The following is an 18,489-nucleotide window of genomic DNA, read 5'->3' on the forward strand; positions in this document are numbered from 1 at the left end:
GAGCCCGCATGAAAATCGATCTGACTGGAAAACTCGCGCTCGTCACCGGCTCGGCTGCGGGCATCGGTCTTGCCGCGGCCAAAGGCCTCGCGCTCGCGGGCGCCGACGTGATCGTCAGCAGCCGTCACACCGAAAACGTGCACGAAGCCGAGGCTGCACTGCGTACCGCTGCGCCCGGCGCGCGGGTGCAGGGCTTCGTCGGCGATCTTTCCAGTGCGCAGGGATGCGACGCGCTCGTGAAGGCGCATCCGCAGGTGGACATTCTCGTGAACAATCTCGGCGTGTTTCAGCAGCAGGACTTCTTCGAGATTCCCGACGCCGAGTGGCTGCGTTTCTTCGAAACGAATGTGATGTCGGGCGTACGTCTCTCGCGCGCCTATGCGAATGCCATGGCCAAGCGCGGCTGGGGGCGCATCGTGTTCATCTCGTCGGAATCGGGCTTGAACATTCCCGCCGACATGATCCACTACGGCATGACGAAAACCGCGCAACTCGCGCTCGCACGCGGCCTCGCCAAGCGACTTGCGGGTACGGGCGTCACGGTCAATTCGGTGCTGCCGGGCCCGACACTCTCCGACGGCGTGACGCACATGCTCAAGGACGAAGTGGCCGCTTCGGGCAAAACCGTCGAGGAAGTCGCCGCGCAGTTCGTGCAGACGCATCGCGCCTCTTCCATCATCCGGCGCGCGGCGAGCGTGGAGGAAGTGGCGAACATGATCGTCTACGCGTGCTCGAAAGAGGCTTCCGCAACCACGGGCGCGGCCTTGCGCGTGGACGGCGGCGTGGTGGATACCATCGCGTGATGCCCCCGGCTGCAAGCCTGCTTGTTTAATTCGCAATACGACTGACAGGAAGGCGGCCGTCGAATACAAAAATGCAGCCCGCGTGGGCGGGCTGCGATTCGGCTGCAACCAGCGTGGCTCGCGAATTAGCCCCTTCTCACGACGCCAAGCAGCAACGTGACGAGGAAAATCACGAGGAAGATGAAGAACAGGATCTTGGCGATCGATGCCGCACCCGCCGCGATGCCGCCAAAACCGAACACGGCCGCGATGATCGCGATGATAAAGAAAATGACAGCGTATTGAAGCATGACGTCCTCCTGCATCCGTTGCAAACCGGCTCAAGGGTGGTCGCCGCGCCCCGGCGCCGCGTGCGGTCGCCTGATGCCCGGCATCTGGGTTGAGCAGGACGGATCTACGTGCCCGCCCCTGCAGGATCATTACAGCAAGCGCGGTGCCCGAGACCGGGCAGGTGTCCCCGGAAATCGTGTGACGGAATGACGTCGGAAGGATGTTGGCAAACACGCGCCGCTGGTAACGCGCGCGCCGTGATGCGTCACGCCACTTGCGGATGCCAGCCGGCGCGCTGGAACGCCGTGGCGAAGAAGAGCACCTGGTAGCGGATCGAGTTCGACCAATAGGACCACGTATGGCCACCTGGACGTTCCGCGTAATCGTGAGGCACGCCTAATTCAACGAGCTTTTCATGCAGCGTCCGATTCGACTGCACGAAGAAGTCGCTCACGCCGCAGTCGATGGTGAGCGCGATATGGGCGCGCTCGAAGTCCTGCGCGCTATCCACGATCGCATTGCTGTTCCAGAACGACGCGTGCCTCGCGGGATCGCCGAATACGTGATCGATGCCCGGCTCGTCTTCGCAGTTGCGCGGATCGACCGCGCCGCTAATGCTGCCGGCCGCACCGAACGTCTCCTGCCGGTCCAGCGCGATGCGCAGCGCGCCGAAACCGCCCATGCTCAAACCCGTGATCGCGCGCGCCTCGCGCGTGGCGATCGTGCGGAAATGCGTGTCGATATACGACACGACCTCGCTGCCCACATACGTCTCATAGCGACTGCTCCGATCGAACGGGCTGTCGATATACCAGCTCTCGTGACCGCCGTCCGGCATCACGAGCACCACGTGATAACGGTCGGCGAGTTTGCCGATGCGGGTGTTGGAGGTCCAGTCGGCATAGCTGCCGCCCGAGCCGTGCAGCACGTAGATCACCGGAAAGCGCGCGGCGTGGTTGCCGCGCGCGTAGTCGTCGGGCAAGACCACGGTCGCGTCGAACGAGCGCTGCATCGCGGCGCTGGGGATCGAAACGATACGCGTCTGGTAGGCCCAGACGGGAGCACTGAGAAGCAGCGCCAGAACGAACCAGCATGCGCGGACAATAGCCATGAGAAGTCGCTCTTGTGTTGACTGCCACGAAAGACAACTGCTTTCGTGGACTCTAACAAGAGCCACTTACAGCCAAATTTCAGCGTGCCATACGAATGGTTGGCGAGCGTGTGGGAGCCCACATGATGGGAGATCAAACCCCGCACGCCGCATTTTCGAGAGAGCCCTCTATCTCACTGAGTCCGCTGCGCAGACTCCGCTGCGCAGGCCAACGATCAATCGCCGTTGCGCCGCCTGCGCCGCAGCCGTCCTTCCGGCTCGCCGTCGTGCAGCAAACCCTTTTGACGCGCCGTTAGCGGGTCGGTCAAACACGGCTCCGCGTCGAGTTCCTGCTCGAAACGCTCCCACATGCCCGCAGGCGTATTCGCCGTACCGACGCGCCTGCCGATCGTGAGCCGGATCTGGTTCGCCCGGCTGATGGTGGAGCGCAACCGGTGGATTTCCCATAGCAACCGCAATACGACGGGCAAGGGATGCCGGTCGTAGATTTCAGCCAGCTCCGCCGCCGTGAGCGGAGGGAAGTGACGATGATCCCGTCCCATTTTCCGCCCCAAAACACTGTATATTTATACAGCCTATCACATGTCAGAATGATTCTGAAGGACGGGACGGAGAGACGACCATGTGCACGAACTACGCCGCCGCACGCCGTGACTACCTCTTCAGGCACTACGGCGTCCTGCCGCCGGACGACCCGTGGCGCGACGAGATCTTCAAGGACTATGCCGCGCCGGTGATCCGCCGTGCGAGCGCGACGCACAATGCGCCCGAGGCGCCCGATGCGCACGAAGCCCTGCTCGCGACGTTCGGCATGGTGCCGCGCAAACAGATTCCGCCAGGTGTGAAAGTGTTCGACACGATGAACGCACGTGCCGAATCGGTGGGTGAGAAGCGCAGCTTCAGTGACGCCTGGAAGAAGCTGCAGCTGTGCCTGATTCCATGCGAGGCGTTTTTTGAGCCGAGCTACGAGACCGGCAAGGCGGTGCGCTGGCGCATTGGTCTTGCCGATGGCGCGCCGTTTGCCATTGCCGGCTTATGGCGCGAGTGGGACGAAGGCGAGGCCGGCAGGGCGTACTCGTTCACGATGCTCACCGTCAATGCGAACGATCATCCGCTCATGAAGCGTTTCCACAAGCCCGGGGACGAGAAACGTTCCGTGGTGATCGTGCCGCCTTCGGAGTATGAGAACTGGTTGGCGAGCCGTTCGATGGATGAGGCGAGGTCGTTTCTCAATCTTTATCCGGTGGACGGGATGGCGGCCGAGCCTCAGCCCCTGCCCCCGCGCGCGAGCCCCAAGGCAGATTCGAACGGCCAATAGCAAACGACCCGGCAAAGCCGGGTCGTTTGGCATTCCTCGTCAATCAAACCAGCAGCGTGAATCAGAAGTTGAAGTTATCGATATTCGAAGCATCGAACGTCGTGGGCGGCCCGAGAATCACCTCACCGCTCTTGCCGATCGTGCGCTTGCCCAGCTTGCCCGCGTCAAACGACTCGCCTTCCTTGCCCGTGATCGTGCCCGACGCAAGATTGGCCGCCGCATACGCGGCGAGATAGCCGAGTGCACCCGGATCCCAAAGCTGGAACGCCTTCACGGTGCCGTTCTTCACGAACGCGCGCATCTGGTTAGGCGTGCCGAGGCCCGTCACCGCCACCTTGCCCTTGCTCGGCGACGAAGAGATATAACGCGCCGCCGCCGCGATGCCGACCGATGTGGGCGCAACGATTGCCTTCAGGTTCGGATACGCCTGCAGCAAGCCTTGCGTCTCGACGAAGGACTTCTGGTCGTCGTCGTTGCCGTAGGCGATCTTCACGAGCTTCATCTTCGAATACTCGGGCTTCTTCAGCTCTTCCTGCATCCACTTGATCCAGGTATTCTGGTTCGTCGCGTTGGGCGTGGCCGAAAGAATCGCGAACTCGCCCTCGCCGCCCATCAGCTTCGAAACGAGCTGGATCTGGCCGCGGCCAATGCTCTCCGCGTTCGCCTGGTTCACGAAGATCTGCCGTCCTTCGGGCGCGGTGTCCGAGTCGAACGTGACGACCTTGATGCCTTGATCCATCGCGCGCTTCAAATACGGCACGAGCGCATTCGCATCGTTGGCCGCGATGACGATCGCGTCCTGATGCTGCGTGGTGAGCGTATTGATGTACGAGACCTGCGAGGACGCGCCCGCGTCCGAAGGACCGACCGCCTTGCCCTCACCCTTGAACTCCTTGATCGCGTCCAGACCGCCGTTATCGGCAATCACCTCGTAGGGGTTGTTGATCTGCTTGGGCACGAACGCGATCTTCAACCCCTCCTTGATGCCGGCCGCTTGCGCCGCGACACCGCCTCCCACTAGCATCGCGCACAGCAAGGCCGTGCACACGTGACGTACTGGCTTTCTCATGAATCGTCTCCTCGATGGGTACCGGACGCGTCCGGCTGATTGACTGCCTCTTTACATCTTTGCCTTTCTTCACACCACGTTCACGCCGTCCGTGCCAGCGCACGCCGGTCGCGCATCGAGCGCCAGCGCGCGGCGAGATTCGGGATCAGCACCGAAGCCAGCAGCAGCGCCCCGGTCACGATCGTGAGCGTTTCGCTCGACACATCGACGAGCGTGAGCGCGTTCTTCAGCACACCGACGATCAGGAGCGAGAGCAGCACGCCATACATCGACCCGCGCCCGCCGAAAATGCTCACACCGCCAAACAGCACCGCCGCGATCACCGAAAGCTCGAAGCCCTCGCCGTTGTCGCCGCGCGCGCTCGTGAAGCGCAGCGTATAGACGATGCCCGCGAGCGCGCTCATGACGCCCGAGAGCACGAAGAGGCGCAGCTTGATCTTCGGCACGTCGATGCCCGAGAACGAAGCGGCCGTGCTGTTCGCACCGATCGCGAAGAGGCTGCGGCCGAAAGCCGTGGCCTGCAGCCATATCGTGAACACGATGGCGCACGCCGCGACGATCAGGAACGGCAACGGGATAAACGTGCTGCCGAGGTTGCTCATGCCAAAGAGCGTATAACCCGGCGGGAAGTCGGCAATCGCCTGGTCGCCGAGCAACACGTAAGCCAGCCCGCGAAAGAGCGCGAGCGTGCCGATCGTTACCGCGAGCGAAGGCAGATTGAGCTTCACGATCACGAGCCCGTTAAAGAGGCCCGCAAGGCCGCCCGCCACGAGCACGAGCGCCATGGCGACCGGCATCGGCAAGCCCATGTGCCAGAGCACGCCCAGCAACGCGCTCGAAGCGCCGAGCACCGAGGCCACCGAGAGATCGATTTCGGCAGCGACGATGATGAGCGTCATCGGCAAGGCCATGAGCGCGACTTCGGTGAGGTCCGCGAGCACGTTGCTGATGTTCGTGCCCGTGAGGAACACAGGCGAGAGCACACGCCCTACCACCAGCGATGCAATGAGAATGACGACGAGCAGCGCTTCCCAGCTGAGCGGCAAGCCGGGCTTGCGCGTGAGCAGCGCGGCGTCGGGTTTCGGGGCGTTCTTAGCCATGGTCGCGTTTCCTCATCATGCGTTTTGCCACAGAGCGGGCGAGCAACGTATCGGCGGCAATGGCGGCCACGATCAGCGCGCCCTGGATCGCCTGCTCCCAGAACGGCGAGACGTGCAGCACCACGAGCGCGATGCTGATCACGCCCAGCACGAGCGCACCGAGCGTCGCGCCGAGTATCGTGCCCACGCCGCCCGTGATCGCCACGCTGCCGACCACGGCGGCCGCGACCACCTGTAGCTCGATGCCCTTCGCGGTGCTCGCATCCACGGTGCCGAAGCGGGCGAGCCACAGCGCGCCCGCCAGGCCCGCAATCGCGCCGCTGATCAAAAAGCCCGTCGCGACGCGGCGCTCCACGTTGATGCCGGCAAGGCGCGCCGCTTCCGGGTTCGAGCCGATCGCGTAGTACTCGCGGCCCGGCCGGAACTGCTTGAGATACACGGAGAGCGCGGCAAGCAGCACGATCGCGATAAGCGCCAGCACCGGAATGCCGAGCACCGAGCCTGTGGCAAGTCGTGAAAACGCGTCGGGCAGGCTCGTGGCGTTGATCTGGCCGCCATGCACCCACGCGTAGTCGGCGCCGCGGAAGATGTAGAGCGTCGAGAGCGTCGCGACGAGCGACGGCACGCGCCCCACGGCCACGAGCAGCGCGTTGATCGCGCCCGCCACGAGTCCGATGGCGAGTCCCGCGACCAGCGCCACGAGCACGGGCATGTGCGGGAACGCCACGTAGAGACTGCCCACGCCATAGGCGCTGATGCCGACCGTCGAACCGATCGAGAGATCGATATGGCGCATCAGGATCACGATCGTCATGCCCGCCGTGAGCAAGCTCACGATGGAGACGTTGAGCAGCACGTCGCGCAGATTCTGCAGGTTGAGGAATTGCGGCCGCGCGAGCGCCGTGCCGCCCACGATCAGCAGCAGCACCACGAAAAGCGTGGTCTCGCGGCTGCGCGCCAGCGCTTCGGCCAACGCACCCGCGTTGCGCCGCTGCGGGCGCGGCTCGCCGCCGTGCAGAGGATGAGGAGAAGTGGAATGGCGCATCATGCGGCGTGTCCCAGATGAATGTTGGTTTCGCCGAGCGCGGCGCTCATGATGCGCTCTTCGTTGGCGTCGGCACGGGCGATGTCGGCGGTGATGCGGCCTTCGTGCATGACGAGCACGCGGTCAGCCATGCCGATCACCTCGGGGAGTTCGCTCGAAATCATCAGCACGGCCATGCCCTCTTTCACGAGTTCCGCGAGCGCACCGTAGACTTCGGCCTTCGCGCCCACGTCGATGCCGCGCGTCGGTTCGTCGATGATGAGCACCTTCGGCCCGGTGGCGAGCCACTTGCCGAGCACCACCTTCTGCTGGTTGCCGCCCGAGAGCGTGCCCACCGGTGCGTTCAGATCGCTCGCCTTCAGGCGCAGACGCTTGCCCCACTGTCCGGCCAGCTGCACTTCGCGCCCCGTGGAAATGAGGCCGAAGCGCACGAGTCGCCCGAGCACCGTGAGCGAGGCGTTGCGCGCAATGCTCAGTTCGAGCGCGAGACCTTGCTGACGCCGGTCCTCGGGCACGAGCGCGAGCCCGGCCTTTACGGCGGCAGCGGGCATGCCGGACGCCAGCGGCTTGCCCGCTATCTGAACCTGCCCCGCGTCGCACGGATCGATGCCGAATATCGCGCGCGCCACCTCGCTGCGCCCCGCGCCCACGAGTCCCGCGAGCGCGACGATCTCACCCGCGCGCACGTCGAACGAAATGTCCTTGAATACGCCGCGGCGCGTGAGGCCGCGCACGCGCAGCATGACTTCGCCCGGTTGCACGTCCGCCTTCGGGTAGAACGTGGCGAGATCGCGCCCCACCATCTTCGCGACAATGTCCTGGGTCTTGAGCGTGGCCGTGGGCGCGTCGAACACCTTGGCGCCGTCGCGCATGATCGTCACGTGCTGCGTGAGCGCGAAGACTTCTTCGAGCCGGTGTGTGATGAAGAGGATTGCCACGCCCCGGTCGCGCAGCGTGCGCGCAATCGTAAAGAGCCGCTCGACCTCGGGCAGCGAGAGTGCGGCCGTGGGCTCGTCCATGATGAGCACGTTCGCGTTGAGCGACAGCGCCTTCGCAATTTCGATCACCTGCTGGTCCGCAATCGAGAGTCCGCGCACGAGCCGCTCGGCCTTCAGTTCGACGCCGAGCGATAGAAGCAGCGCCGCGACCTCGCGATGCATCGTGTCGTAGTCGATGCGGCCAACGCGATCCACGGGCTGACGCCCCATGTAGATGTTCTCCGCAATCGAAAGATCGAAGAAAAGTGTGGGCTCCTGATAAATCACCGCGATACCGGCGTCGCGCGCCTGGGCCGGCGTCGCGAACTCGCGCTCCACGCCGTCGATGCGCATTTCGCCGCCATCGGGCTGATACACGCCCGCGAGGATCTTCACGAGCGTCGACTTGCCTGCGCCGTTTTCGCCGAGCAGCGCGTGCACCTCGCCGGGCATGAGCCTCAAGCTGCCGTCGATGAGCGCGCGCACGCGCCCGAACGACTTGCTCGCGTTACGCAGTTCGAGCCGCGGAGTGTCATCGGCCCTGATTTTTGCTTCTGCTTCCACGCCTGTCTCCATGTCGTTGCGCGCACACTCAAATGCGATAGATACGTTCGGCGTTGCCGCGAAATAGCGCCATGTGTTCGCTCGCGCTCGCGCCGCTTACGATCGACGCGTACGCATGCCAAAGCTTCGAATAGCCGCCGAACAGGCGGTCGACCGGAAAGTTCGAGGCGAACATCGCGCGGTCCGCGCCGAATGCGTCGATCGTTTCCAGCACATAAGGGCGCAGACTTTCGACGCTCCACGCATGGTCGAACATCGCCAGCCCGCTGATCTTCACGGCCACGCTCGGGCATGCCGCAAGCAGGCGCAGGCCATCGCGCCACGCGCGGTAGCCCGCCACGCTGTTGCGGTCGACGAACATGCCCGCGTGGTTGATCACGAGCTGAATGCCGGGATGCGTACGCGCGAGTGCGGCGGCCTCCTCCATCTGCGAGGGATAAAGCTGCAGGTCGAACGAAAGACCGTGCTTCTCCAGCAGCGCGAAGTTCTCGCGCCACGTGGCCTCTCGCATGTAATGCCGCCCCACGTAGTCGTAGAGCTTGTTCTCGTGAACGTTGAGAATCTGGCGAATGCCGCGCGTATGCGCAAACGCCGCATGCGCCTCCAGCACCGCGGGCGCATTGGACGAGCAGAGATCGCAGGCCGCGACGATCGCGTCGGGCCACGCATGCGCCTCCCCCGCGTTCGCGGCAATGTCTGCGAGCCCTTCCAGCCAGCGCGTTTCCTCCACCGGATCGTCCGGATCGTGGTTCGCTTCGACGTGTACGACCTTGAGCACGTCGATGTCGCCGGCCTCGCGCAACAAGTCGGCGGGCAGATAGTTGTGCTTGAGTTCGCGCGCATCGCACACGAATGACGTGCCCGGATTCGCGAGCCACGGGTAGTGATGCGTATCGAGGTTCCAGAAGTGGACGTGTGGATCGACGACCTGCATGGCATGTTCCTCGCGTGAGCTCAAGGCAAATGAAAGACCTGCACGAGCGGCTGTTGCAGCGGCACGTTGTGTGCATCCGTCTGCATGATGTCGGCCATGTAATCCCACCATTTGCACATGACGGGCAGCTCGGGCAGCGCGTCCATGGTGTGATCGTCGCGGCGTTCGAGCACGGCAAAGAGATGGTTCGTCGCTTCGTCGAGAAAGATGCGGTAATTTCCCACGCCCGCATCGCGCAGCGCGCTCGCCAGCTCGGGCCAGATTTCGCGGTGACGCCGCTCGTATTCGTCCCGCTTGCCGGGATCGAGCTGCATGCGAAACGCCATTGTCTCCATGATCGTGTCTCCGTCCAGCCATGTTATGTCGTGCGCTTATGCCGCTTTTGCCGCTTATGTGACCAGGGGCACGCGTTGCCTCGGTATTTGCCCTGGCTTCGCAGCGCGCCCAGCACGCGTTTTTTCGTCGTTAGCTGCGTGGTGATCCGACTATAATTCCCGCATCGATAGCCAACCAATCCGATGTTGGGATCGGGCGATGCACAAACCGGATCGCTCCATGAACCATCACACTTCCGTCGTCGCACTCGTCAACCGGCTCAGATTCAAGCACCTTGCCCTGCTCGTCGCGCTCGACGACGCGCGCAACGTTCATCAGGCCGCCGACGCCATCAACGTGGCCCAGCCCAGCGCGAGCCGCATGCTGAGCGACATCGAGGAAGCGTTCGGCTTCCGGCTCTTCGAGCGCAACGCGCGCGGCATGCAGCCCACCGCGCTCGGCGTCGTCACGCTCGCCTACGCGCGCCGCGCGCTCGCCGAACTCACGCGCTTTGCCGAAGACCTCGACGTGAAGCGTCGCGGCGGTCACGGCCAGCTCACCGTCGGCGCGATCATGGGCGCCGCGCCCGACTTGCTCGCGCAAGCCGTCGCCACGCTCAAGACCGAACGGCCGCTGCTGCACGTGCGCATCCTCGGTGAAACGAGCGACCAGGTCGTGCAGTTGCTGCATCGGCGCGAAGTCGACCTCGCCCTCGGGCGGCTCACCACGCCGCTGCAGCACAACGATTTCAGCTTCGAGCCGATCGCGCGAGAAACCCTCGTGCTGGTGGTGCGTGCGCGCCATCCGCTTGCGCGGCGCGAACAGATCACGCTCGCGGAACTGATGGACTGGCCGTGGGTGGCGCAGCCCATTACGAGTCCCGCGCGTGAGTTGTTCGAAGGTGAACTCGCGCGCGCCGGTCTCGGCACGCCCGCCAATCTCACCGAGTCGGCCTCGATCTTCGCCACGCTGCAACTGCTCGAAAGCTTCGACGCCGTGGCCATGCTGCCCGAGCCGGTCGTGCGCGACCATGTGCGCGGCAAGCTGCTCGTCGTGCTGCCGCTCGAAATCGGCAAGAGCCTGCCGGGCTACGGCGTGCTCACGCGCAAGAACGAGCCGCTCGCCGAGCCCGCCGAGCATTTCGTCGGCTTGCTGCGGCGCTTTTCGCAGCCCTTCAAGAGGGACGATATCGCTCACGATGGTTCGCACGCGGCCGTGCTCGCTCCTCATTGAAACGCGTGACCCAGGGCTCACTGCAGATTCACGAATAGCCCGCCGTCCACGAGCAGCGCGGCACCCGTCACGTAGCGCGCGCGGTCCGAGGCGAGAAACACCACGCATTCGGCCACGTCCTCGGGCGCGCCCAGCCGCCCGAGCGGAATACGCTTTTCGAAGTAGGCGCGCTTGCCTTCATCGCTCAGGTCTTCGGCGTTCAGGTCGGTGGCGATGGTGCCCGGCATCACCGAATTGCAGCGTATGCCATAGGGCCCCAGCGCAATCGCGCACGACTGCATGAGCGAATGCACGCCGGCCTTGGTGGGCGTGTAGTGCGTCTGCATGCCGCCGCCTACGAGCGCGCTGATCGAACTCGTCGCCACGATCGCGCCGCCCGTGCCCTGCTCCTTCATTTGCCGCGCAACGGCCTGGGTCACGTAAAACGCGCCGTTCAGGTTCACGCCTATCGTGCGTTCGAGCACGGCGGGCGGCATGTCGAGAAACGAGTGGAACGGGCAGATACCGGCATTGCTGGCGAGCACATCGACCTTGCCGAAGCGCTCCACGGTCTGGCGCACGAGATCCACGCCCGTTTGCGGCGCGGCCACGTTGCCTTCCAGCGCGATCGCGCGACGCCCTAGCCGCTCGATCTCGCCCAGCACCTCGTCGATCGCCGAGCGGCGGCCGTACGAGGCGTCGTTGTCGCCCCAGTAGTTGATCGCGAGATCGGCGCCCTCGCGGGCGCTCGCTATCGCAATGGCGCGGCCAATGCCGCGCGAACCGCCGGTGACGATCACCACCTTGTCCTTGAGCAGCACGTGTTTCTCCTCGTCGCTTTTTGATGAACTTCGATTACTGCGCGTTCGGCGCGCCTAGTGCGTGTAAGGCCGAGAAAGTTTGCAGTCCGGATTGAGCCGCACGCCAAAGCCCGGCGCGTCCGGCACCTTGAGCCGTCCTTTCACCGGCACCGGTTCGTCGAGCAACAGCGGCGTGAACATCGGCACCACCTTGTCGGCCTTCGGCGCCATCATGAGGAATTCCGCGAACGGCGAGTTATGGCGCGTCACGACGAAGTGATAGCTGTACACCGAGGAGCCGTGCGGCACGACCAGCACGTTGTGCGCGTCGGCGAGCGCCGAGATCTTGATGAGTTCGGTCATGCCGCCGCACCAGTTCACGTCGGGCTGGATCAGGTCGCAGCAGCCCATTTCCAGCAGCATGCGAAAGCCCCAGCGCGTGGCCTCGTGCTCGCCGGTAGAAACCATCATGCCGCGCGGCACGTTGCGGCGCAGTTCGGCATAGCCCCAGTAGTCGTCGGGCGGCAGGCATTCCTCGATCCACTTGAGGTCGTACTCTTTCGCGGCCTCGGCGAGGCGCGTGGCATAGCGCACGTCGAGACTCATCCAGCAGTCGTACATGAGCCAGAAGTCGTCGCCCACGCGCTCGCGCATCGTGGCGAGCAGTTCGATGTTCTTTCTGAGGCCCTCCTCACCTTCGGCCGGACCATGCAGCAGCGGCAGCTTGCCGCCGATGAAGCCCATTTCCTTCGCGAGATCGGGGCGCGCGCCGGTGGCGTAGAACATCAGCTCGTCGCGCACGGGGCCGCCGAGCAGTTGATACACGGGTTCCTTGCGGATTTGCCCGAGCAGGTCCCACAGCGCGAGATCGACGCCCGAGATGGTGTTGAGCACGACACCCTTGCGGCCGTAGTAGAGCGTGGCGTAGTACATCTGATCCCACATCTTCTCGATGTCGGTCACGCGCTGCCCTTCGAGAAAACGCGCGAGATGCTTCTCGACGATGAATGCGCCGATCTCCCCGCCCGTGGTCACGGCGAAACCCACGGTGCCGTCGCTCGCCTCCACCTCCACGACGAGCGTGCCGAGCACGTCGATGCCGAACGAGCGGCGGCTCTGGCGATACTCGGGATAGCGCGCCATGGGCGTGGAAATATGGTCGTCGATCCAGTGGCCGTCGGGTTGATCGTGATAGTCGGCGCCGCCGCCGCGCACGGTAAAGGCTCGCACGTGTTTGATGGTTGGCATGGCCATGTGACGTAGCTCCTGTGTAGTGGATTAACGCGCGCGCCGCACGGGCGGCTCGAACGAGCGAGCCGCCGGCGTAACGGCACGCGGCGCGACGATAAGAATGAGCAGCGCGGCGGCAATGCTCGCGAGGCCGAGCAGTTCGAGGCCCGCCGCGTGGGAAGCAAAGTGTCGGTCGGCGGCGGCGCGCAGCAGCGGGGCGACGAAACCGCCCAGACCGCCGAGCGAATTGATGAGCGCAATGCCGCTGGCCGAGGCCGCGCCCGCGAGATCGCGCGCCGGGAAGGTCCAGAAGAGCGGCTGCGCCGCAATGAAGCCGCTCGCCGCGCAGCACAGGCCGAGCATCGCGACGATCGCGCCCGCCGTGCCGCCAAGGCCTCCCGCCAGGCCCGAGACGGCGATGCCGACACCCGACATCACGAGCAGGCGCGCAGCCCATGCGCGATGGCCTCCGAGGCGGTCTGCACGGCGCGGCACGATCCACGTGAGCGCCACGGCGCACAGCCAGGGCGCGGCTGCGAGCAGGCCCACCTTCAAGCCCACGGATGCGCCCACGAGCGAGGCCACCTGTTGCGGCAGAAAGAAGATCACGCCGTACACGCTCATCTGGATCAGTGCATAGATGCCGGCATAAGCAAGCACGCGGCGGTCGAACAGCGCGCTGAGCGCATCGCGCGGGCCGTGCGCGGCGGCCTCGCGCGCGTCGACCTGGATCGCGCTCGTGAGCGCGCGGCGCTCGTCGGGGGAGAGCCAGCGCGCGTCCTCGGGCTTGTCGACGAGGTACCAGAAGGCCCACACGCCCACTGCCGAGGCCAGGCCGCCTTCCACGAGAAAGAGCCACTTCCAGCCCGCCAGCCCGAAGGTGCCGTGCATCTCGAGCAGAAGTCCTGACAACGGTCCGCCGAAGATGAACGCCAGCGGCGCGCCAAAATAAAACACGCCGATAGCGCGCGCCCGCGAAGACTGCGGAAACCACTGCGTGAGGTAATAGATGATGCCGGGGAAGAAGCCCGCTTCGGCCACGCCCAGCAGGAATCGCAACACATAGAACGAAGTGGGCGACTGGACCCACGCCATCGCCGCGGAAATCAAGCCCCACGTGACCATGATGCGGCACATCCAGATCCGCGCGCCCACGCGGTGCAGCGCGAGATTACTCGGCACTTCGAAGAGCGCGTAGCCGACAAAGAACACGCCCGCGCCGAAAGCGAATGCCGCGTCCGAAAGGCCCGTATCGTGCAACAGCGCCTTTTGCGCGAAGCCGATGTTCGCGCGGTCGAGAAACGCGAGCACGTACATCAAGAGCAGGAAAGGCAAGAGGCGGCGCATGGCCTTGCGGCCCGCGGTTTCTGCCAGCGTAGGTGCCAGCTTAGGTACCAGGGTAGGTGCCTCGATCGACATCGATGTCTCCTGTCGGCGCTCTTCTATTACCACCGCGCCGTTATCGTGATCCCGCGCGCGTTGTCCGGCCGAAGCGCGCGGGTCGTGCTTCCCGCCTCAGTAAGTCGCGCGCCCGCCCGAAAGATCGAACACCGAACCGGTGCTGAACGCGCAGTCTTCAGTCGTGAGCCACACGATCATCGAAGCCGCCTCGTCCGGCATCAGGAAGCGGTTCATCGGGATCTTCGCGAGCATGTAGTCGATATGCTGCTGCGACATCGAATCGAAAATCTCGGTCTTGGCCGCCGCCGGCGTCACGGCATTGACAAGCACGCCCTTCGTGGCAAGCTCCTTGCCGAGCGACTTGGTCAGGCCGATAAGCCCGGCCTTCGATGCGCTGTAGTGCGAAGCATTCGGATTGCCTTCCTTGCCGGCCACGGAGGCGATATTGACGATGCGCCCGTAGCCTTGCTCGATCATGTGCGGCACCACGGCGCGGCAGGTCAGGTAGCTGCCGATCAGATTCACTTCGATCACGCGGCGCCACACGTCCACGGGCAACTCCCACGTGAGGCCATTGCCGCCCGTAATGCCCGCGCTGTTCACGAGTGCGTGAATCGCGCCGTGCGTTTTCACGGTTTGCTGTGCGGCTGCCTCGACCGAGGCTTCGTCGGTCAATTCGACCTTCACCACTGAGACGCTGCCCAACTCCGCCAACTCGGTACGCGCGCGTTCGAGCCGTTCGGTGTCGATGTCCCAGAGCGCGACCGCCGCGCCCGAGCGCAGTGCCCGCTGCGCCACGGCATAACCCAGACCGCGCGCGCCGCCCGTCACGACCATCACGCGATTGTTCAGATCCAGTTGATTCATTGCGCCTGCCCTCCTTGTTCCGCCACGAGGCGTTGCTGTTGTTCGCCCAGGCCGCTCACGCCCAGCCGCATGGTCTGTCCCGCGCGCAAATAGATCGGCTCCGGCTTCTGCCCCATGCCGACGCCCGGCGGCGTGCCCGTCGAGATCACGTCGCCGGGCTGCAGGCTCATGAACTGGCTGATATAGGAAACGAGCGTGGCCACGTCGAAGATCATCGTGCGCGTGTTGCCGTTCTGGTAGCGCTTGCCGTCGACTTCGAGCCACATGTCGAGCGCCTGCGGATCGGCGACTTCGTCGCGCGTGACGAGCCAGGGGCCGAGCGGCGCGAAGGTGTCGTAGCCCTTGCCCTTGTCCCACTGGCCGCCGCGCTCGATCTGCCATGCGCGCTCGGAAACATCGTTGACCACGCAATAACCGGCCACGTAGTCGAGCGCGCGCTCGCGCGGCACGTTGCGCGCTGCTTCGCCGATCACCACGCCCAGTTCGACTTCCCAGTCCACCTTCTTCGCGCCCGGAGGAATCAGCACGTCGTCGTTGGGGCCGGTGAGGGAACTCGTTGCCTTGAGGAAGAGCACGGGCTCCGTGGGCACAGGCATGTTCGATTCGGCGGCGTGGTCGGAATAATTGAGGCCCACGCAGACGATCTTGCCGACGCTGCCCACGCAGGGGCCGAGGCGGGTGTTGGCGGGAACGAGCGGCAAGGCGGCGAGATCGTATTCGGCGAGTTGGCGCAGCGCGGCCGCGCCCAGACCTTTGCCCGCCACGTCCGGCGTGACGCCGGAGAGATCGCGCACGCGCCCCTCGTTATCGATCACACCCGGCTTTTCAGCTCCCTTACTGCCCCAACGGACCAGCTTCATGCGGTGTCTCCAGATATTGGAATGGATCGTTGACAGCCAATATAGGTGTGCCGCGATACCCGAACAATCCGAAAGCCGCATGAGGCGATAGCGAAACCGGATCGCGCCCTTTGCACTTTTATGCGCCGTGGGTATGCAGACGAACAAAAGCCCGCGAACGCCATGGCGTACGCGGGCTTGGTGCACTGCAACGCGCCTGTCTCACAGGCGCGGTATGGGTCAGCGCGGTCAGTGCATGGCGTGCAGGTAATGATAGAGACCGGCCGCAGCGGCACCGCCGGCAAGCGGACCGAACACCGGAATCCACGCATAGCGCCAGTCGCTGTCGCGCTTGCCCGGAATCGGCAGCAGCGCGTGCATGATGCGCGGCGAGAGATCGCGCGCCGGGCTCATCGCGTAGCCGGTCGGGCCGCCGAGCGAAATGCCGATGCCGAGCACGAGCAGGCCCACGGGCAGCGCGTCGAGTGCGCCGAGTCCCACCTGCGGCGACGCCAGATAGAGCACGCCGAGGATCAGCACGAAGGTGCAGATCGCTTCCGTCAACACGTTGTGGCGCTTGCTGCGAATAGCGGGCGCCGTGCAGAACACCGCGAGCTTGATGTCCGGGTCGGCTTCGTTCGCGAAGTGCTGTCGATAGGCAAGCCACACGAGCAGCGCGCCCGCCATGCCGCCGAGCATCTGCGCCGCGATATAGCCGCCGACCTTCGACCACGCGAACTTGCCCGCGAGCGCGAGGCTGATCGTGACGATCGGGTTGAGGTGCGCGCCGCTGAACGAGGCGGTCACGTAGACCGCCACGAACACGGCCATCGCCCAGCCCATCACGATGACGATGAGGTCGGCGCCCTTGCCCTTCGTTTTCGCCAGCAGCACGTTTGCAACGGCACCGTTACCGAGCAGCACGAGAATGGCCGTGCCGATGAATTCCGCAATATAGGGTGACATGATTGTCGTAGTCTCTCTCTGCCCGCGCGGTGCATGCGCACGAAGCGCATGCCATCCCGCTGCGGGTTATGTTAATTAGTTATGCTTGTTTATCGAAAAGCTGACTGCGTTGCTCAGTGCGAGTCGTCCGCCCAGGCCTTGGCCGCACGCACAGCACGCTGCCAGCCCGCGCGACAGGCGTCGACCTGCGCGGCCTGCATCGACGGCGCGAAACGGCGGTCGAGCTTCCACTGGCTCTGCAGTTCGCCCACGTTCTGCCAGTAGCCGGTTGCGAGGCCTGCGAGGTAGGCCGCACCGAGCGCCGTGGTTTCGGTGATCTGCGGGCGCACCGCATCCACGCCGAGCAGATCCGCCTGGAACTGCATGAGCAGATTGTTCGCGCTCGCGCCGCCGTCCACGCGCAGCTCGCCCACGCTGATGCCCGAATCCGCCTCCATGGCCGCCAGCACGTCGAGCGACTGGTACGCGATCGAGTCGAGCGCCGCGCGCGCGAGATGCGCCGAGGTCGTGCCGCGCGTCACGCCGAACAGCGTGCCGCGTGCGTGCGCGTTCCAGTGCGGCGCGCCGAGGCCCGCAAACGCCGGCACGAGGTACACGCCGTCCGTGTGCGGCACGCTCGCGGCGAGCGCTTCGATTTCCGGCGCGCTCTTGATGATGCCCATGCCGTCGCGCAGCCACTGCACTACTGCGCCCGCAATGAAGATGCTGCCTTCGAGCGCGTAGTTGACCTCGTCGCCGATCTGCCACGCGATCGTCGTGACGAGGTTGTTCTTCGACTCAATAGGCTGCGTGCCCGTGTTCATCATCAGGAAGCAGCCCGTGCCGTAGGTGTTCTTCACCATGCCCGTGCTTGTGCACATCTGGCCGAACATCGCGGCCTGCTGGTCGCCCGCGATGCCGGCCAGCGGAATCTTCGAGGCGAACACCGTGGTCTTGGTCGGACCGTAAATTTCGGATGACGAACGGACTTCGGGCAGCATGCTGCGCGGAATTTCGAGGGCGTCGAGCAGCTCGTCGTCCCATTGGCGCGTGTGAATATTGAAGAGCATGGTGCGCGACGCATTCGTCACGTCGGTCACGTGCAGTTCGTGCTTCGTGAAGTTCCACACGAGCCAGCTGTCGACGGTGCCGAACGCGAGCTTGCCTTGACGCGCTTTTTCGCGTGCGCCGGGCACGTTGTCCAGAATCCACCGAATCTTGGTTGCCGAGAAGTACGAATCGATCGGCAACCCCGTCTTCGCACGCACTTTCTCTTCGAGGCCGCGCGCCTTGAGCGAGTCGCAGAAGTCGGCTGTGCGGCGGTCCTGCCACACGATGGCGTTATAGACGGGATGGCCCGTCTCGCGGTCCCAGACGATCGTCGTCTCGCGCTGGTTCGTAATGCCGATCGCGGCGATGTTGGTGCCGTTCATGCCGGCCCGCGTCACGGCCTCGGCGGCGACGCCCGCCTGGGTCGACCAGATTTCCTGCGGATCGTGCTCGACCCAGCCAGGCTGTGGATAAATCTGCTCGAACTCCTTCTGGGCAACCGAAACGATGTTGCCCTGGCGATCGAATAGCATGGCGCGCGAACTCGTGGTGCCCTGGTCGAGCGCAAGAATGTACTGTTCCTGCATGTCTCTCATCTCCGTCTGTACTAGTTGTGATAACGCGCCGCGGGGACGGCGC

At 64.7% G+C, this 18,489-nt stretch carries 19 protein-coding genes; 3 read left to right on the plus strand and 16 right to left on the minus strand.

All coding sequences use genetic code 11. From position 1 onward, the window contains the following. Positions 1–8 precede the first annotated feature (8 nt). Entirely contained in the window at positions 9–803 is a 795-nt protein-coding gene (locus tag M3A49_RS01805) for an SDR family NAD(P)-dependent oxidoreductase (RefSeq protein ID WP_266227253.1), read from the plus strand. Between the two features lie 125 nt (positions 804–928). Here M3A49_RS01805 and M3A49_RS01810 read toward each other — a convergent pair whose 3' ends face one another. The 3 genes from M3A49_RS01810 to M3A49_RS01820 all read right to left on the minus strand — a co-directional run bounded on the left by M3A49_RS01810 (position 929) and on the right by M3A49_RS01820 (position 2,726). Further along, positions 929–1,093, minus strand: a complete 165-nt coding sequence (locus M3A49_RS01810; protein ID WP_028203076.1) for a DUF1328 family protein — start codon at positions 1,091–1,093, stop codon at positions 929–931. 245 nt (positions 1,094–1,338) lie between these two features. Then, positions 1,339–2,184 (minus strand): alpha/beta hydrolase, encoded by an 846-nt coding sequence (locus M3A49_RS01815; protein WP_254353988.1) that lies wholly within the window; start codon positions 2,182–2,184, stop codon positions 1,339–1,341. Positions 2,185–2,399: 215 nt separating this feature from the next. Beyond that, positions 2,400–2,726: a hypothetical protein gene (locus tag M3A49_RS01820; RefSeq protein ID WP_254353990.1), complete on the minus strand. Its 327-nt coding sequence runs from the start codon at positions 2,724–2,726 to the stop codon at positions 2,400–2,402. A gap of 80 nt (positions 2,727–2,806) precedes the next feature. Between M3A49_RS01820 and M3A49_RS01825 the strand changes: the two genes are divergently transcribed. Then, positions 2,807–3,502 (plus strand): SOS response-associated peptidase, encoded by a 696-nt coding sequence (locus M3A49_RS01825; RefSeq protein ID WP_266227254.1) that lies wholly within the window; start codon positions 2,807–2,809, stop codon positions 3,500–3,502. Between the two features lie 61 nt (positions 3,503–3,563). Here M3A49_RS01825 and rhaS read toward each other — a convergent pair whose 3' ends face one another. The 6 genes from rhaS to rhaM form a co-directional block, all read right to left on the minus strand. Continuing rightward, positions 3,564–4,571, minus strand: a complete 1,008-nt coding sequence (gene rhaS, locus M3A49_RS01830) for a rhamnose ABC transporter substrate-binding protein (RefSeq protein ID WP_254353994.1) — start codon at positions 4,569–4,571, stop codon at positions 3,564–3,566. An 80-nt stretch (positions 4,572–4,651) separates the two neighbouring features. Next, complete coding sequence (locus M3A49_RS01835) at positions 4,652–5,671, minus strand: ABC transporter permease (protein ID WP_266227255.1); 1,020 nt, start codon at positions 5,669–5,671, stop codon at positions 4,652–4,654. Then, on the minus strand, positions 5,664–6,719 hold the full coding sequence (locus tag M3A49_RS01840) for an ABC transporter permease (protein ID WP_266227256.1): 1,056 nt from the start codon (positions 6,717–6,719) through the stop codon (positions 5,664–5,666). Before M3A49_RS01840 ends, M3A49_RS01835 begins: the two co-directional genes overlap by 8 nt. After that, positions 6,716–8,257 (minus strand): sugar ABC transporter ATP-binding protein, encoded by a 1,542-nt coding sequence (locus tag M3A49_RS01845; protein WP_416338898.1) that lies wholly within the window; start codon positions 8,255–8,257, stop codon positions 6,716–6,718. The genes M3A49_RS01840 and M3A49_RS01845 overlap by 4 nt, the downstream gene beginning before the upstream one ends. A 28-nt stretch (positions 8,258–8,285) precedes the next feature. Beyond that, on the minus strand, positions 8,286–9,191 hold the full coding sequence (locus M3A49_RS01850; protein WP_266227258.1) for an amidohydrolase family protein: 906 nt from the start codon (positions 9,189–9,191) through the stop codon (positions 8,286–8,288). A gap of 20 nt (positions 9,192–9,211) precedes the next feature. Then, complete coding sequence (gene rhaM / locus M3A49_RS01855) at positions 9,212–9,526, minus strand: L-rhamnose mutarotase (RefSeq protein WP_266227259.1); 315 nt, start codon at positions 9,524–9,526, stop codon at positions 9,212–9,214. Positions 9,527–9,746: 220 nt separating this feature from the next. Here rhaM and M3A49_RS01860 point away from each other — a divergent pair, with 220 nt between their 5' ends. Further along, positions 9,747–10,739 (plus strand): LysR family transcriptional regulator, encoded by a 993-nt coding sequence (locus M3A49_RS01860; RefSeq protein ID WP_266227260.1) that lies wholly within the window; start codon positions 9,747–9,749, stop codon positions 10,737–10,739. Between the two features lie 17 nt (positions 10,740–10,756). On the opposite strand, the gene M3A49_RS01865 is transcribed toward M3A49_RS01860, so the two are convergent. The 7 genes from M3A49_RS01865 to glpK form a co-directional block, all read right to left on the minus strand. Beyond that, positions 10,757–11,539 (minus strand): SDR family NAD(P)-dependent oxidoreductase, encoded by a 783-nt coding sequence (locus tag M3A49_RS01865; protein ID WP_266227261.1) that lies wholly within the window; start codon positions 11,537–11,539, stop codon positions 10,757–10,759. 54 nt (positions 11,540–11,593) lie between these two features. After that, entirely contained in the window at positions 11,594–12,772 is a 1,179-nt protein-coding gene (gene rhmD, locus M3A49_RS01870; protein WP_266227262.1) for an L-rhamnonate dehydratase, read from the minus strand. A 24-nt stretch (positions 12,773–12,796) separates the two neighbouring features. Then, complete coding sequence (locus M3A49_RS01875; RefSeq protein ID WP_416338899.1) at positions 12,797–14,167, minus strand: MFS transporter; 1,371 nt, start codon at positions 14,165–14,167, stop codon at positions 12,797–12,799. A 96-nt stretch (positions 14,168–14,263) separates the two neighbouring features. Beyond that, entirely contained in the window at positions 14,264–15,016 is a 753-nt protein-coding gene (locus tag M3A49_RS01880; RefSeq protein WP_266227263.1) for an SDR family NAD(P)-dependent oxidoreductase, read from the minus strand. After that, positions 15,013–15,876, minus strand: a complete 864-nt coding sequence (locus tag M3A49_RS01885) for a fumarylacetoacetate hydrolase family protein (RefSeq protein ID WP_266227264.1) — start codon at positions 15,874–15,876, stop codon at positions 15,013–15,015. Before M3A49_RS01885 ends, M3A49_RS01880 begins: the two co-directional genes overlap by 4 nt. A 228-nt stretch (positions 15,877–16,104) precedes the next feature. Beyond that, complete coding sequence (locus tag M3A49_RS01890) at positions 16,105–16,821, minus strand: MIP/aquaporin family protein (RefSeq protein ID WP_028203061.1); 717 nt, start codon at positions 16,819–16,821, stop codon at positions 16,105–16,107. Positions 16,822–16,934: 113 nt separating this feature from the next. Further along, positions 16,935–18,437, minus strand: a complete 1,503-nt coding sequence (gene glpK / locus M3A49_RS01895) for a glycerol kinase GlpK (protein ID WP_266227265.1) — start codon at positions 18,435–18,437, stop codon at positions 16,935–16,937. Between the last annotated feature and the right edge of the window lie 52 nt (positions 18,438–18,489).

The organism is Paraburkholderia sp. CNPSo 3076 (assembly GCF_026343935.1).
Lineage (GTDB): Bacteria > Pseudomonadota > Gammaproteobacteria > Burkholderiales > Burkholderiaceae > Paraburkholderia > Paraburkholderia nodosa.

What these genes read in the sequence shown, in the direction of transcription:
- rhaS (WP_254353994.1), bottom strand. Translation starts at nt 4,571, where the DNA reads ATGAGAAAGCCAGTACGTCACGTGTGCACGGCCTTGCTGTGCGCGATG.
- M3A49_RS01825 (WP_266227254.1), top strand. Translation starts at nt 2,807, where the DNA reads ATGTGCACGAACTACGCCGCCGCACGCCGTGACTACCTCTTCAGGCAC.
- M3A49_RS01810 (WP_028203076.1), bottom strand. Translation starts at nt 1,093, where the DNA reads ATGCTTCAATACGCTGTCATTTTCTTTATCATCGCGATCATCGCGGCC.
- glpK (WP_266227265.1), bottom strand. Translation starts at nt 18,437, where the DNA reads ATGCAGGAACAGTACATTCTTGCGCTCGACCAGGGCACCACGAGTTCG.
- M3A49_RS01820 (WP_254353990.1), bottom strand. Translation starts at nt 2,726, where the DNA reads ATGGGACGGGATCATCGTCACTTCCCTCCGCTCACGGCGGCGGAGCTG.
- M3A49_RS01835 (WP_266227255.1), bottom strand. Translation starts at nt 5,671, where the DNA reads ATGGCTAAGAACGCCCCGAAACCCGACGCCGCGCTGCTCACGCGCAAG.
- M3A49_RS01875 (WP_416338899.1), bottom strand. Translation starts at nt 14,167, where the DNA reads ATGTCGATCGAGGCACCTACCCTGGTACCTAAGCTGGCACCTACGCTG.
- rhaM (WP_266227259.1), bottom strand. Translation starts at nt 9,526, where the DNA reads ATGGAGACAATGGCGTTTCGCATGCAGCTCGATCCCGGCAAGCGGGAC.
- M3A49_RS01860 (WP_266227260.1), top strand. Translation starts at nt 9,747, where the DNA reads ATGAACCATCACACTTCCGTCGTCGCACTCGTCAACCGGCTCAGATTC.
- M3A49_RS01890 (WP_028203061.1), bottom strand. Translation starts at nt 16,821, where the DNA reads ATGTCACCCTATATTGCGGAATTCATCGGCACGGCCATTCTCGTGCTG.
- M3A49_RS01815 (WP_254353988.1), bottom strand. Translation starts at nt 2,184, where the DNA reads ATGGCTATTGTCCGCGCATGCTGGTTCGTTCTGGCGCTGCTTCTCAGT.
- M3A49_RS01880 (WP_266227263.1), bottom strand. Translation starts at nt 15,016, where the DNA reads ATGAATCAACTGGATCTGAACAATCGCGTGATGGTCGTGACGGGCGGC.
- M3A49_RS01885 (WP_266227264.1), bottom strand. Translation starts at nt 15,876, where the DNA reads ATGAAGCTGGTCCGTTGGGGCAGTAAGGGAGCTGAAAAGCCGGGTGTG.
- rhmD (WP_266227262.1), bottom strand. Translation starts at nt 12,772, where the DNA reads ATGGCCATGCCAACCATCAAACACGTGCGAGCCTTTACCGTGCGCGGC.
- M3A49_RS01850 (WP_266227258.1), bottom strand. Translation starts at nt 9,191, where the DNA reads ATGCAGGTCGTCGATCCACACGTCCACTTCTGGAACCTCGATACGCAT.
- M3A49_RS01805 (WP_266227253.1), top strand. Translation starts at nt 9, where the DNA reads ATGAAAATCGATCTGACTGGAAAACTCGCGCTCGTCACCGGCTCGGCT.
- M3A49_RS01840 (WP_266227256.1), bottom strand. Translation starts at nt 6,719, where the DNA reads ATGATGCGCCATTCCACTTCTCCTCATCCTCTGCACGGCGGCGAGCCG.